Genomic DNA, 14,403 nt, shown 5'->3' with positions numbered 1-14,403 from the left:
GGCAAGAACCAACGGGCTGTCGATGTTGAGGCGCCCAACGCGACCGGCGAAGAACCCGCAATCGCGGTCTGCCGGTAAGGTCGTTTGAACTTCAAACTTAATTGTCATCTCATATCCTTTGAAGCCGGAAACGTCACATCACTGCGCCAACTTGCCATGGTACGAACTCAGCATCGCCATAGCCGAGCGTTTCGGATTTCGTGCGCTCACCCGAAGCGACAGCAAGAATTGCCTCAAAAATCTGCTGGCCCTTTTCCTCAATGGATGCGCCGTCAAGGATGTCTCCACAGTTGACGTCCATATCCTCAATCATCTTTTCGAACATGGTCGTGTTCGTCGCAAGTTTGATCGAAGGCGTCGGTTTGCAGCCGTAGGCAGATCCTCGGCCTGTGGTGAAACAGAGAATATTTGCTCCGCCAGCCACTTGTCCGGTGGCAGCAACGGGATCGAAGCCTGGCGTGTCCATGAATACGAAACCGCGTTGGGTCACCTTCTCGGCATAGCGGTAAACCGCCTGCAAGGTCGTTGAGCCTCCCTTCGCCGCAGCTCCCAGCGATTTTTCAAGGATCGTCGTTAGCCCGCCAGCTTTGTTGCCGGGGGAGGGGTTGTTGTTCATTTCGGCACGATTGCGTTTGGTGTAGTCCTCCCACCATTCGATGAGTTGAACGAGCTTTTGGCCCACTTCCACTGTTGCGGCGCGGCGGGTGAGGAGATGCTCGGCCCCGTAAATCTCGGGTGTTTCTGACAGAATTGCAGTGCCGCCGTGACGAACGAGAATATCGGCAGCGATCCCCAGTGCTGGGTTGGCGGTGATGCCGGAATAACCATCCGACCCGCCACATTGCAGGGCAAGCACCAGCTCCGACGCTGGCACGGTTTCGCGCCTCGCCTTGTTGGCGACGGTCAGCATGTCCTTAATTACCTCGACACCGGCAGCGATTGTTTTTCGCGTGCCGCCAATATCCTGAATGGTCATCGTCCGGAAATTTTCACCCTCGTTGATCCCGTAGGCATCTTTCCAAGGGTTGATTTGAAACGCCTCACAGCCAAGCCCGACCATAAGCACGGCTGCTATATTGGGGTTGGATGCATAACCCCACTGCGTCCGCTTGAGAATTTTATAGCCCTCACCTTTGGTGTCGAGAGCGCATCCGGTGCCGTGAACGAGAGGAATGATACCATCGACATTCGGATAGTCGGCAAGAATCCCGGACTTTTCAATCTCCTGAGCGATAAAACGCGCCACCGTGGCCGAACAGTTGACGCTGGTTAAAATGGCGACGTAATTGCGTGTACCCACGGATCCGTTCGCGCGCCGGAAACCCTGAAATGTTGCGCGCTCGGTTTCGGGCAGAAGATGCTCGGGTCTCGCATCCTCGGCAAAATGATAGTCGCGGGCAAAACTGTGGACTTCAACATTGTGTTCATGCACCCAGTCGCCAGCGGGAATGTCCGTCGATGCATGGCCGATGACCTGGCCAAATTTCAACACGGGCTGATTGCGGGCAATGAGCCGGGTCGCAATTTTGTGCCCGCGCGGAATCCGGCAAAGAGCACTCACCCCTTGTACAAGCGCGCCCGCAGCCAGAGCGTCGATTGCGACGGCGACATTGTCGCCATCGCGCAGGCACAGGCTGCGTGCACTGGATGTCTTGAGTGTATCGGGCTGCATCTTTACACCGGCTGGAAAGCGTGAACGACCTGACGCTGACGTCCCAGACCTTCGACGCCCAGCTCTACGATGTCTCCGGGAACAAGAAACTGAGGCGGGTTCATGCCGAGGCCGACGCCGGGCGGTGTTCCCGTTGTCACAACATCGCCCGGCATCAATTTCATGAAACGGGTGATGTATGAAACAAGATGGGCGATGCCGAATATCATCTTGGATGTCGTTCCGGTCTGCATCCTTTTGCCATTGACGTCGAGCCACATGCCGAGGTTCTGCACGTCGGGAATTTCGTCCGGGGTCACGAGCCACGGGCCGAGAGGGCCGAATGTTGGACCACTCTTGCCCTTGGTCCATTGTCCGCCGCGCTCGATCTGGAATTCCCGTTCCGAGACATCGTGGCAAACGCAGAATCCGGCAATGACGGAAATCGCGTCTTCCTCGCGAACGTGATAGGCGGGTTCCCCGATCACGAAGGCGATTTCTACCTCCCAGTCGGTCTTTTGAGAGTCCTTTAGCAAGACAATTGGATCGTTCGGACCGGAAATGCAGGAGGTGACCTTGTTGAACAGCACCGGCTCGGCGGGGATCGGTGTATTTGTTTCCAGCGCATGGTCGATATAGTTCAGCCCAACAGCCACCAAATTTCCGACATTTCCGACACATGGGCCTAGCCGTGTGCCCGCCGCAACAATTGGCAGCGATCCCGTATCAAGACTGGCAAGGCGCGCTCTGCCTTCGCGAGACAACACTTGGCCAGCAATGTCTGAAACGACACCAGAGAGATCGCGGATGGTGCCATCCTTGTCGATAAGACCGGGGTTCTCTTGGCCGGCCTCTCCGAATCGGAGGAGTTTCATGATGCTTTCCTTTCAATGTCGATAGCGCCCGCTGTAAGGTCGATGAGCGAAAATTCCAGACGATAGAGACCCCTCTCGGTGATGGTGTCTTGGGCATAAGCCGAGAATGCATCCGCAAATTGCTGTCCCGCCGCATCGGTCGCTGCAACCGACGATCCCTCGATCAAGACGATCCAGTTGGGGACTCCCACTTGGCGGCCCTTGCGCTCAGCGGTTTCCACGCTGCTGGCAGACGTATCGGCTATGCACAGATGAACTCCGCTGATGCCCTTCAGCTGTCCGATACGTTCGAGGTCGGCGGTAATCAGTTTTTCAAGTCTGGCGCGATCAGCGCTGTCTGCATCAAAGCGAAGTGTCAGCAGAAAACCGCCGTCGCCGGTGCCGTGCGAATATTGGGTGTTGCAAATCCCGCGAATGGTGTTGCGGAAATCTGCGGTCGATTGCTTCGTCCACGGGGTGGGGTTGTTCAGGCGCTCCAGATAGGGCTGGCCGGTCAGAACCGTTGGATCGGCAGCCTCATAAAGCGTGAAATACTCCGGGTTGCCGTATTCAGCGATGTACCGTCTGCCACGCAGAAAGCCGGGAATGGCAACACGCTCCGGAATATGTTCGCGGTTGTGCCATTCGATGAAGTTCTCGCGTCCTTCGGGGGTGATGTCGTTCCAAATTGCCACGACGGCTTTTCCCAATAACGTCATGTTCGGCACCTCAGTAGGTTGCGCGACCGCCGGACAGGTCGAACACTGCCCCGGTCGAAAAGCTGCATTCGGAAGACGACAGCCATGTCACCATGGCCGCGACTTCGTCGGGATCAAGAAAGCGTCGCATCGGAATGCGTGATAAAATGTCGTCAAGCCGCTCTTTCGGGGCATCGATACTCATCGCCGTAAGGGATGCAGCCGGTGTAATCGCATTGACAAGAATACCCGCAGTCGCCAGCTCTTTGCCGAGGCTTTTGGTGAGTGCGACAAGCCCTGCTTTGGCGGCGCTGTAGGCTGCGGCATTGTGCATACCTTCCTTAGCTTGGATGGAGGCAACATTGACGATCCGTCCAAACTTGCTGCGTGCGGCGCTGTCAATCATCAACGGGATCAGAGAGCGGCACACGAGGAAAGCCCCGAACAGGTTGACGTCGAGAATTTTGCGGAACTCCGCCACAGGAATTTCCCAGGTCGGCTGCACCGAACCGACGATGCCCGCATTGTTGATCAGGATATCGAGCGTTCCGAAACGGTTGCGGAGATCGGCTGCGGCTTCCTCGACACTTTCCTCACGCGTCACATCGACGCCGTAATAAGAAGCGCCGTGTAGGTCTTGACGTGCCAGGGCTTCAGGCAAATCCCACAAAATCACATTGGCACCGCAGTCCGTCAGGCGTTTTCGGATCGCGGCACCGAACCCGCCAGCTGCGCCAGTGATAACCGCTGTCCGTCCTCTAAGATCATATGTTGCCGATTGATGCATTTCTGTTCATCCGAGTTGAAGACTTGCGGCCCGGATTTAAAACCTCCGGGCCGACTGAGGCGTACGTCTGCTATTTCGTGACGAACGTGTTGGTGAAAAAAGCGTCGGCAGGCAGGTCAGTTTTGATGTCCTGATATTCCTTCATGAGATCGAGCGTCCGTTGCCAATCAGCAGCCGCCATTTCACCGAGCGGAGCGGAGGCATTCGAGGGAGAAGGCAGCAAGGTCAACGAAACAGTGAGTTGATCTTTCAGAAGTGCTGGATCTCCGGTCGGCTTCACCTTTACTGCCGCTGCAACGGCGGCGTCTGGGTCGGCCTTGGCAGCCTCGATGGATTTCAGAGAGGCTTGCACGAAGCGTTTGACCAGATCGGGATTGTCATCAATCAGCTTGCTGTTGGTCACGACCGTCAGGCCTTGCGTGTTCACGCCAAGATCCGCGAACAGGAAAACTTTCTGTTCCACGCCCTTGCTCTTGAGAACGACGACCTGATTTTCGAGGCCCGCCATCGTGCCGTCGGCACGGTTTTGCATCACAGCGATGATCTTGCCGGCGCCATCGACATTGAGAATTTTGACCTTTGAGGCATCGATGTTGTTCTGTTTCCATATTGCAGGCAGCAGAGCAAGCGATGCCTCGCCAGCACTGGCTGCGACGGTCTTTCCTTCGATGTCCTTGATTGTCTTCACGCCAGCATCGGCACGGAAGGATATTGCATAGGGCGAGGTGTTCAGCAGTCCCATAACCGATTTGACAGGCGCACCACGGGTTGCGCCGGAAATCACGCTGCCGCCATCCGCGATGCCGAACGTATCGCCGTTCGTGGCAATAGACTGCACGGTGCGCGCAGAGCCTTGACCTTCCCCGATCACCAGGTCGATTCCGGCGTCCTTGTAGAAGCCTTTTTCTACACCGTAATAAAATATGGTGTGGACGCCACTGAGAAGGAAATTAAGACGCAGGGTCACCTTGTCCTTTGCGGCTGCCGGCGACATTCCCGCTGTTGCCACCGCAACGGCAAGAGCGCCACCCATTAGGATTTTTTGTACCAGTTTCAGCATTACAACCTCCCTTGTTGAATCCTTGGTTTATGCGCAGTGTCAGGTTGGGCTCTTGCCGACGGCAAAATCGTCACGCCGTTGCGAGACATGCCACGGGATCGCCCATCGCTCGACCAGTTCGACGATGCCGTAGAGCAGCAGTCCGAGCAGACTGAGGACAACGATGACGGCAAACGTCATGCTGGTGTTCATGTTGCCATTGTAGTTGAGCAGCAGGTATCCAAGCCCGTTGTCCGACGCCACGAATTCGGCGACAACAGCCGCAGTGGCTGATAGCGCGGCCGCAACCTTGAAACCGGCAAAAAGGGATGGCATGGCGCCGGGAAGCTCAACCTTCCAGAAAATCTTCAGCCGTCCGGCTCGATAGCTTTTCGCCAAGTCGTAGACATCGGGCTCAATTGATTTGAAGGCAACGATTGAGTTCACGACGATCGGAAAGAAAGACAGCAAGAAGACCAGAAGGATTTTCGATGGCAGGCCAAACCCTACCCAAATGATGAACAGGGGTGCGATTGCGATCTTTGGAATGATCTGGAGAATGACCAGAAGCGGGTAAAAAACCGCCTCGAAGCCCTTCGAATAGACGACCAAAAGTGCCAGCAGCACGCCTAAGACCACGGCAACGAGAAAACCAAGAACCATTGGCTGAAGAGTATAAAGCGACGCTGACGCGACGATGCTGAAGTTCGCGGCGAGATTCGTAAAGACACGACTCGGCGCAGGCAAAATATACTCTGGAACAGAGAGAAGCCGCACCGCCGCCTCCCATACCAGCAGTGCGCCCGCCAAACTGGCAAGCGTATGCAACTGGCCCTTGATGGCTCCCATTACTTTCAAAATCATATTGTCCTCCCATTGAAAATCATCAAGGTTGGCTCGACAATTCTCTAACTTGGAACAATGTTCCATATGGACTAGCGTTCCGTCAAGTGATATTTGTGTTTCCAACCCGATGGTGTTGGGAACAGGATCGGTCAGTACGGGAGGAGCCTTCTTGAATATGCAAAATACAAAAACCCAATATGAGCCTGGAGTTTCGCTGGAGGGCGTGAGCAAATATTTCGGCCACCCCGATGCTCCAGTTATAGCCTTGGAAAAGCTGGACCTCACGATTGGGGATGGGGAGTTCGTCGCGGTCGTCGGCCCTTCCGGCTGTGGAAAATCGACGATGATGCGACTGATCTCCCGCTTGTCTCCAGCGAGTACCGGGCAGATATCAGTGTTCGGCGACGTGTCGAAGGAGCCGCCGGTCGGCATGAGTATCGTGTTTCAGAACCACGTCCTGCTGGCGTGGCGCACGATCATCGACAACGTACTTTTCCCCGCCGAAATGACAGGCAAAAACAAGGAGAAGTTCCGTGCCCACGCGATGGAGCTGTTGGATTCTGTTGGCTTGAAGGACTTTGCAAACCGTTATCCGCACGAATTGTCAGGTGGCATGAAGCAACGCGCGTCCATCGCCCGGGCCTTGTTGTTACAGCCGCGTCTGCTTTTGATGGATGAGCCATTCGGTGCGCTTGACGCGTTGACCCGCGAGCAGATGCGTATCGATCTGGAAGCATTATGGCTCAAAAACCGGATGACCGTCGTTTTCATCACCCACTCCATTGACGAAGCCGTTCTTTTGGCCGACCGGGTCATCGTGATGACGCCGAGACCGGGCCGTATCGAGCGTGTTCTGGAGATCGAAATGCAGCGCCCTCGTGGCCTTGCGGCTCGGCGTGCTCCGGAATTCATTGAAAAGTCTGAGGAGATCACGGAAATTTTCCTCTCACGCGGCGTTCTGCAACGGCACGCATAAATTTCGAAAGAGGAGAGGCTCATGGATAAGACTTCAGGTTCCTCGAGCGGTGGTGTCGATCGCACGATAGCCATGCTTGAGCTTCTGGCATTGGCTGAAGAGCCGCTCAAGCTGTCGGATATCGCGCATCGCCTCGATATCCCCAAAAGCGCATCCCACCGCATCCTCACGTCCTTGCTGGAAAATGGCTGGGCACGGCAGAGCAATGAAAGTGATTGTTATGCCCTAACGATCCGCATGGCGTTGATTGGCCAGAAGCAGTTGGATCGGCTGAAGGTCACGGACCTCAAGCAGCCGATCCTCAACGATCTTGCTGAACGGACGCGGGAACTGGTCCGGTTAACGGCGGTGCAGAACAATAGCCTTGTATGGATCGGATCGGCGCGTGGGCGGCGATCCGGCCTCGTGTTCGAGCCTGACATGAGTGCCGCCATCAGTCCGTTTGCCACGGCCAACGGCAAAATTTGGCTCGCCAGCCTTGAACGAGAACATGCCCTTCGGATTGCGCTTGAGGCTGGATTGGGGCAGGCGGGGCAGAGTTCCGCCTCCATTCGCTCCATTGATGCCTTGACCAAGGCGCTCGACGAAACAAAAGGGCAGGGCTACGGGCGTGCGCGTGGTGAAGCCGAAGAGGGTGTCGGTGCCATCGCGGTTGCAATCAAACAGGGAGACGCGGTCGTCGGAACCATGAGCGTGGCGGCCCCCCTGACGCGCCTGACGGACGACAAGGTGGCCGAGATCGTACCTCTCCTCCATCGGGCTGCGAGCAATATGTCCATTGCCTGGCAATCCAACTGAACACAGTCGCACCGCGCCTGCGTCGAAACCAAATCATAGACATGGGAATATGAGCAATGCGCATTGCAATAACGGGCGCTGCTGGATTTCTAGGTGGCAGCATTTGCAACCGGTTGGTAAGCCAAGGCCATCACGTGCTCGGCATGGATCGAACAGTTGTTACCTTGCCAGACGGATGTGAGGCTGCTGAATGCGACATTGCGGATCGCGACGCCGTGCGGCAGGCAATAAGAGCTTTTTCACCGGACTCGGTGATTCACCTTGCGGCACTTTTGACCGTCGAGGCGAAATGCGACATCGTTGCCGCCACGCGCGTGAACACACTTGGCACGGCGCATGTCTTTGCAGAAGCGCTTGATGCAAAAGTTTCACAGATCATATACGCAAGCTCTGTCGCCGCTTTGGGAAATGCCGACACAGGCTTTGGAGACCGTTCAGTGCCGCAACCGGGTAGCGTCTATGGTGCGACCAAAGCCTTCAGTGAGCATTTGGCGACCGCACTTGCAGCCCAGCACCCGACGACCACCTTCATTGGTTTAAGATACGGATACGTATACGGCCCCGGTCGTCAACGGGGCTGGCGTGAGATGCAGGAAATGGTCGAAGCCGCACATCGTGGCGATCAGGAAATTGTCTATCCCGACTATGCCGATGCCGTCGATTGGACGTGGGTGGACGATGCCACAGAAGTGACGGTGCATATGCTTGGTGCGGGGATCGAAGAAAGCCGCGTCTTCAATGTCGTTGGCGACAAACGCAGGATGCGAGATGCCGCAGCATTTCTCGCTCAGAGATATCCAGACATACGATTTGTTCCGAGAAACGCGCAAACACCGCCGTCCGCATGGGGTTTTCAGAATGATGGTCTGCAAGCCGCAATCGGTTTTGTCCCCCACACCACGATGGAAGAGGGTATCGAAAACTGCTTGAGCAGTCTTGATCGCGCAACAGAGACCATAGCCTCCGAGACTTGATAGTCAGCCGGAGTTACCCCAATTCCATGATCGCTGGGCTGGAGGACATCAGCGGTGGTGAGTTGCGAATTGGCGGTAAGGTCGTGAATGACGCCGAACCAAGGGACCGCGGGATTGCCATGGCCTTCCAGATTATGCGCTTTATTCGCATATGACCATTCGGGAGAATATCGCTTTCGGCCTGCGCCGGCTCGAAATCGCCGACGCTGAGACCGACCGCCGCATCGATGCTGGGCCTCGGTCCGGTTATTGCCAGAAAACCCACGAAGCTTTCTGGCGGCCAGTGCATCATGCGAAGTTTGCAGGGTACCCGACCTGTGGCGACGTGTTGTGGCGAACGGTGCGCTCGAACATGCTGTCACATTCCAACGTCTTTATCGTCCTCGTCAACATCTGTTGTGAAATGCCGCCGACCTTACGTTTGACACGGCATGTCGCCGTAAGGGACAGGCTCGCCCAAATCATTGCAAAGCTTCCTTACCACGTCGGATGAAGAGCTTCTCAAAAAGCGTACGCGAAGGTCGAGCGTCACGTCGACCTTCGCGGTGAATCCCGATACGCGTCTACTATGAGGTAGACGAGCTTAGTGACGCTGAGCCACAGTTGGCGCCGTCCCTATCCGCGAAAGCGGGCTAGAGGGTTCTCAAGCTCGCCGATGTACTGAAGGCTTTTTTCCGGATTGAGCAGATCCAGCATTTGTTGGTTGTTGTTGAGTTGCAGCCTGTTCAGGCAATTTCGCACGAAACGCTCCGAGAAAAAGTCGTACTGCTCATACTTCTGCGCATATTCCGGATGTTCGATCTGATAATTGCGTATGCATTGTGCCACTAACCCCCAGAACTGATCCTCCTGCATCGTATCCGTTTCGTGCAGGATCGCGGAGAGATACCGGAAGAAGCAATCGAACACATCTGTGAAGATGCAGTTCGGTTTCATACTGTCATCGAGCGTGTACGAAATACGGGATATTTCTTCGGGCAAGGTGATCGAGCCATTAAGAATGCCGATTTCTTCACCGATATCCTTCATGATCGCGCGAACAGGCGTGTTGTCGTCCAGCACCAGGATCAGATTCTCTCCGTGTGGCATGAAAGCGAGATCGTAGCGATAAAAGCAGTGAATGAGGGGTGCGAGATAGGCCTTCAAATAGGCGGCGATCCATTTCTCTGCGCTGAGGCCCGATGCTGCGATCAACTCCGACACGAGTGAGACGCCATCGCGATCCTTATGCAGAAGGGCGGCCATGGTCATGACGCGCTCGTTTGCACGCAAGCGCGGCAGGGGGCTTTCTCGCCAGAGCGCCGAGAGCATTTTCTTGTAGGGAGAATCGAGTTTCAGACCTTGATCGTAATAGGGGTATCGATACCCAATGGCTGCGACTTCCCGCAAAATACTGAAACCATTTTCGTTCAGGTACACATCGGCTTCAATGAGATTTCCAAGCCATTCGTTGATGGCAGGCGTCGTCAGCATGTACTTGGGTGACAGGCCGCGCATAAAGCCCATGTTCAAAACGGAAATACCCGTTTTAACATAATGCTTGCGACTGTCCGTCGTGTTGAAGAATGTCCTGATCGACTGCTGGGCCTTGTAGCTATCGCTCCCATATCCCAGGCATACGATATACCTGCGGGCCACGTCGGCGGCAAAAGTGATGGCGAGCTTATTAAACCACTGCCATGGATGAGCGGGCATCAACCAATAGTCATTGGGATCAAGGCCGAGCCGTGAGAGGCGCGTTTCAAAACTGCGCAGCGTGATTTCATCCAGCTCCGTCCCGATCAAGTCTTCGTAGTCGAGCGAACTGACGGAGGTGAATGTTGCACGCTCCTTGCTGACGGCCAACCAGATGATGTGTACGGGATGGCCAGCCTCTGGCGCGTAAAGCCGGTAATCGATTGCGTCGAAGCCGATACGTCCATTATTGGCAATGAAGGTCGGATGACCTTCCGTCATACCAGCCTCAATCGTTTGGTAATCCGCAACGGCGAGCTGACGGGACGAAATATGGCGTTCCTCCCGCTTGTACGACGCTCCATATAGGGTCGTGGACACTTCTTCCAAGTATACCGGAAGCATGGATTCGCGGAGACCCAGTGTTTGGGCAAATTCCAGGATCAGTGCCAGCGCATCCAGTTGCGCTGGCTTGCCGTCAGTCTTCTTTTCGATAGTGGCAGGATCGATCGACCAGTGATCCAGCGCCAGTCTTCTGGCTTTAAAGCTGTAGACAATCTCCGGGTTTTGCTCAGGGCGCACTTCGTACTGTCCCCAATCGCCATCGGTTGCAAGCAATCGAGGAGTCAGAAGCAGTTCGTGAGAGAATTCAGCCAGTGCCTTGTGAACAAGGTGTCTGTTGACGTCCTCCCACACCAGCGGACCCAGATGAGACGAGGCCTTTTCTGGAGAAAAGGGTGTAGGTTGAAACGCTGAGATATTCATTCGTTTTCTTCCTGTTCGAGAGTGTTGTTGAACGCGTCGCGGGTAACGAACGACAAAAGGGCGGTTTTCTCTTCGAGTTTGATATGTCCTGCGGACACAAAGCCGACCTTTCGATTCAGTTCATGCACCTTGGTGTTGCGTACATCGGGCTCCACGACGAGCCGATGGATCTGCGGGTTGCTGAAATGGAAACTCAAAATGGTGCGGATGATGCTGAGCGTGAAGCCAGAGATAGGGATGCTTGGCGGTGCGACGAGAAAATGCATTCCCCAGTCACCGGTCTGAATATTGTAATGCTTTCCGACCTGGTCATGCCGAGGATCATAAGATTCCATGACGAATGCAGGCTCGCCTTTAAAATAGCCCATGAAGCTTTCGGCATGCCCGCTTGCATTCATTTTTGCATAGAAGGCCGCGATCTCCTGGCGGGAGTAATGGCCCATGTTCCAGAACCGGGCATAATCACGGGTAAACCAATCGTGCAGGATCACACTGTCTTCATCCGGAGCAAGCGGGCTAATAGTCATTTCGCCAACATTTCGATGCTGCTTCTTAAAGACAACGTCTCGTTCTGACATCTGCGATTTTTGTAAGTGGAGCATAGTCATCCCCTTGCTCATGCGGGTTGGGCGCGACTGCTTGGTGCAGCGAGAATGGGTTTTAGGCCGACGCGGTACAGCAACAGTGTTGCCAGCACGAAGAAAGCCGCGAATAGAAAGGGTATGCCGTCGCCGAGCTGCTGAACCAGCAGACCGCTTGCGAGTGCTGCGAGCATCACGCCGCTGTTTCGGGCAATATTGAGGAAGCTGAAACCGGATGCGTAACGATGTTTTTGCGCGCGTTCAAAGAACAAGGCGTCAAGGCCGGTTGTCACGCGATAGAGGCCGATACCGTAAATGATACGGCCTACGATGATCGATGCAGGATTTGGAAACGCCTGAATTATGAGGCCGATGGCGGTTAAAGCAAGGCCAGCTTCGTTTCGGCGCCAGGCCTGTTTTCCTTTGTCCCACTTGTGATCTCGGGCCAGTATGGCGACGGCTACGAAACCCGGTATCGCATAAACCAGTCCTGTCCATTGCTGCATCGTCTCGCCTGAAATGGACTGCCACCACACGGTCATGAATGGCATGGACATGTAGAAGCCGAAATAAAACAGGAACATTACGCACAGCAGTGAGGTGAAACTCTTTACCTCGTGGGAAGTGAGCTTTGTCAGGTTTTGCCGCTCTTCGGAGGCAGGCGCGGGCGCTTCTTGGGACATGGTCTTGAGCAAAACCGCGCAGATTGATGCTTGAAGGACGTCGCCCAAAGCCATAGCGACATAGGGAAGCGCATAGCCATAGGAACCAACAATTTCGCTCCCGGATATGGCGCCGACGATTCCGCCGAAATGAACGATGACGGCAAGAGCACCAATGGTCGTAGAATGCTTTTCCACTGGCTGCTTGGCGATGACATAAGGGTACATCAGCAGGTAGCTGGCTTTGAAGCAAACCATCAGCAAGGAGAATACCCAGAAACTGGCGATATTCTCTGAGGCATAACACGCAAAGCTCAGGGCACCCGCCGCTACCTGCGTCCAGATCAGTACCGAAATGGTGTCGCGTTTCTTTGCGATAGCAACCCAGACCGGAAAGGCAAGCATGACCGCCAGAGATATGGACGCCAGATATAATCCCACTGTGAAGGATGACGTTATCTCGAAACGCGCCTCGAACAGCTGCGGGTAATAAGGGAGTAACATCGTGTCACTGATGACCGCGATTGCAGTCATCGCGAAAAGAGCAAGCCTCAGCATCATGCTACCACGCGCGGTGATGCAACGTTGCTGAGGGCGTTGACATCAAAGGTCTGGAAGGTCGTGTCCTCCTCGACCGGATAGACTTCGTAACCTGCAATCGCACGCAGGATCGTCGCATTGCGAAGGCATGCCATACCAAGGTCCGGTGCAACGAAACCATGGGTGTGAATATTGAGGTTCTGCACGAAGATGTCTTGCCGATCGTGATCGACGGCATAATTGGCAGCAACATCCAGCCTGCCTTTGCCATCTCTTTTGAGGCGTTCGTTGATCCCGCCGAGAAAATCCGGTTCTTTATAATCGTATCCGGTGGCAAGAATGACGGCATCTGCTTTGCGCGTGAAGGGAACGTCCTGTTCACGGTGCCGGAACTCCAGAGAAAATGTCTGGTGGACCGCAGAATGGCGAAGCTCGACAAGTTCGCTGTTCGGGATCAAATTGGTCTCGACGGTGCTTTTGAGGCTTTTGCGATAAAGAAGGTCGTAAATATCTTTTAGCAGGCTTGCATTGATGCCTTTGAACAGGGTTGCCTGCTCTTTTAGAACTCCGTCTCGTGTCGCTTCAGGCAGGTTATGGAAATAACGGGCATAATCTGGCGATGTCATTTCCAGGTTAAGCTTCGTCAGATCAAGTGGAAAGAAACGCTGAGACCGTGTGACCCAGTCGACGCTGTAGCCGTGCATGTCGATTTCCGAGAGAAGGTCATAATAAATCTCTGCTGCACTCTGGCCACTCCCCACGATGACGATGGATTTGCGCGCCTGGATTTTCTTCTTGTCGGCCAGATACTGTGACGAATGGGTTAGATGTTTGGCAGCGGAATTACAGCAGGAAGGTATCGATGGGGATGTCCCCGTGCCGACGACAAGCTTACGCGATCTCACTGTTTTGATCTCGCCTGCGCGGTCTGCAACAGTCAGGATGTAAAGCTTCGATGCCTCGTCATAACGCGCATCCTTGACGGCATGGCCGAACCGCAAATTATCAAGCTTTGCCGCCGCCCAGCGGCAGTACAGATTGTACTCATTCCTCAACAGGAAAAAGTCTTCACGGGTGTAGAAGGAATATATTTTCCCCTGCTCTTTCGCGTAGTTGAGGAACGTGAATGGGCTGGTTGGATCTGCAAGCGTGACGAGATCACCCATGAACGGAGTTTGCAGCGTAGCGTTTTCCAAAAGCATTCCGGAATGCCAATTAAATTCCGGATTCCGATCCAAGAAAATGGACTTTAATTTCGAAATGGGTTGGGTAAGGCATGCGAGCCCCAGATTGAATGGTCCAAGCCCGACACCCGTAAAATCAAAAATTGTATTTTTCATTACGGTCTCCAATGATCAGGCATCTTTTTTATAAACATGATTATAAAAATCAAGTATTTTTATTACCAAGAATTTAGAGATAAAAAATGACATTAAAAGTTGCGCTGTTTTGCTAGAATATACGATAAATGCGCTAAAAAATGCCATATTTTCACGAAACACCATGTTTCGTTTAGTAGAATAAAATATATAATTGTGCTGTGTCGCGCGAGGAAAGA

General features: G+C 54.3%; 14 protein-coding genes and 1 pseudogene. 4 read left to right on the top strand and 11 right to left on the bottom strand.

The features are described 5' to 3' along the window. Positions 1-133: 133 nt before the first annotated feature. The 6 genes from RMR16_RS16135 to RMR16_RS16110 all read right to left on the bottom strand — a co-directional run bounded on the left by RMR16_RS16135 (position 134) and on the right by RMR16_RS16110 (position 5,893). A complete protein-coding gene (locus RMR16_RS16135; protein ID WP_320199696.1) occupies positions 134-1,672 on the bottom strand; it encodes a UxaA family hydrolase in 1,539 nt (512 codons plus the stop codon). A 2-nt stretch (positions 1,673-1,674) separates the two neighbouring features. Further along, positions 1,675-2,526 carry a fumarylacetoacetate hydrolase family protein gene (locus RMR16_RS16130; RefSeq protein ID WP_320199695.1) on the bottom strand — a complete coding sequence of 284 codons (852 nt, stop codon included), beginning with the start codon at positions 2,524-2,526 and terminating at the stop codon, positions 1,675-1,677. After that, a complete protein-coding gene (locus tag RMR16_RS16125) occupies positions 2,523-3,224 on the bottom strand; it encodes a DUF4286 family protein (RefSeq protein ID WP_320199694.1) in 702 nt (233 codons plus the stop codon). Before RMR16_RS16125 ends, RMR16_RS16130 begins: the two co-directional genes overlap by 4 nt. Positions 3,225-3,234: 10 nt before the next feature. Next, complete coding sequence (locus RMR16_RS16120; RefSeq protein WP_320199693.1) at positions 3,235-3,990, bottom strand: SDR family NAD(P)-dependent oxidoreductase; 756 nt, start codon at positions 3,988-3,990, stop codon at positions 3,235-3,237. A 70-nt stretch (positions 3,991-4,060) separates the two neighbouring features. Continuing rightward, on the bottom strand, positions 4,061-5,050 hold the full coding sequence (locus RMR16_RS16115; protein WP_320199692.1) for an ABC transporter substrate-binding protein: 990 nt from the start codon (positions 5,048-5,050) through the stop codon (positions 4,061-4,063). A 39-nt stretch (positions 5,051-5,089) separates the two neighbouring features. Continuing rightward, the gene (locus RMR16_RS16110) at positions 5,090-5,893 is read right to left on the bottom strand and encodes an ABC transporter permease (protein ID WP_320199691.1); all 804 of its coding nucleotides are present in this window, start codon (positions 5,891-5,893) and stop codon (positions 5,090-5,092) included. Positions 5,894-6,050: 157 nt separating this feature from the next. Here RMR16_RS16110 and RMR16_RS16105 point away from each other — a divergent pair, with 157 nt between their 5' ends. From RMR16_RS16105 to RMR16_RS16090, 4 genes and pseudogenes are all read left to right on the top strand, one after another. Then, a complete protein-coding gene (locus tag RMR16_RS16105) occupies positions 6,051-6,851 on the top strand; it encodes an ABC transporter ATP-binding protein (RefSeq protein WP_413785994.1) in 801 nt (266 codons plus the stop codon). Between the two features lie 21 nt (positions 6,852-6,872). Next, positions 6,873-7,649 (top strand): IclR family transcriptional regulator, encoded by a 777-nt coding sequence (locus RMR16_RS16100; protein WP_320199689.1) that lies wholly within the window; start codon positions 6,873-6,875, stop codon positions 7,647-7,649. A 56-nt stretch (positions 7,650-7,705) separates the two neighbouring features. Next, the gene (locus RMR16_RS16095) at positions 7,706-8,623 is read left to right on the top strand and encodes an NAD-dependent epimerase/dehydratase family protein (protein ID WP_320199688.1); all 918 of its coding nucleotides are present in this window, start codon (positions 7,706-7,708) and stop codon (positions 8,621-8,623) included. A 26-nt stretch (positions 8,624-8,649) separates the two neighbouring features. Next, positions 8,650-8,814, top strand: a pseudogene (locus tag RMR16_RS16090) (sugar ABC transporter ATP-binding protein); the annotation flags it as partial. A 97-nt stretch (positions 8,815-8,911) separates the two neighbouring features. Here RMR16_RS16090 and RMR16_RS16085 read toward each other — a convergent pair. The 5 genes from RMR16_RS16085 to RMR16_RS16065 all read right to left on the bottom strand — a co-directional run bounded on the left by RMR16_RS16085 (position 8,912) and on the right by RMR16_RS16065 (position 14,185). Further along, positions 8,912-9,088, bottom strand: coding sequence for a winged helix-turn-helix transcriptional regulator (locus RMR16_RS16085; RefSeq protein WP_432354852.1), 177 nt, complete (start codon positions 9,086-9,088; stop codon positions 8,912-8,914). Between the two features lie 150 nt (positions 9,089-9,238). Continuing rightward, positions 9,239-11,062 carry an IucA/IucC family protein gene (locus tag RMR16_RS16080; protein WP_320199687.1) on the bottom strand — a complete coding sequence of 608 codons (1,824 nt, stop codon included), beginning with the start codon at positions 11,060-11,062 and terminating at the stop codon, positions 9,239-9,241. Next, positions 11,059-11,664, bottom strand: coding sequence for a GNAT family N-acetyltransferase (locus RMR16_RS16075; protein ID WP_320199686.1), 606 nt, complete (start codon positions 11,662-11,664; stop codon positions 11,059-11,061). Before RMR16_RS16075 ends, RMR16_RS16080 begins: the two co-directional genes overlap by 4 nt. A gap of 14 nt (positions 11,665-11,678) precedes the next feature. Beyond that, entirely contained in the window at positions 11,679-12,863 is a 1,185-nt protein-coding gene (locus tag RMR16_RS16070) for an MFS transporter (protein ID WP_432354849.1), read from the bottom strand. Continuing rightward, entirely contained in the window at positions 12,863-14,185 is a 1,323-nt protein-coding gene (locus tag RMR16_RS16065) for a lysine N(6)-hydroxylase/L-ornithine N(5)-oxygenase family protein (RefSeq protein WP_320199684.1), read from the bottom strand. The genes RMR16_RS16070 and RMR16_RS16065 overlap by 1 nt, the downstream gene beginning before the upstream one ends. Positions 14,186-14,403: the final 218 nt, after the last annotated feature.

Origin of the sequence: Agrobacterium sp. rho-13.3 (genome assembly GCF_033957765.2) — a bacterium.
GTDB lineage: Bacteria > Pseudomonadota > Alphaproteobacteria > Rhizobiales > Rhizobiaceae > Agrobacterium.
This window is presented reverse-complemented; position numbering and strand designations above follow the sequence as displayed.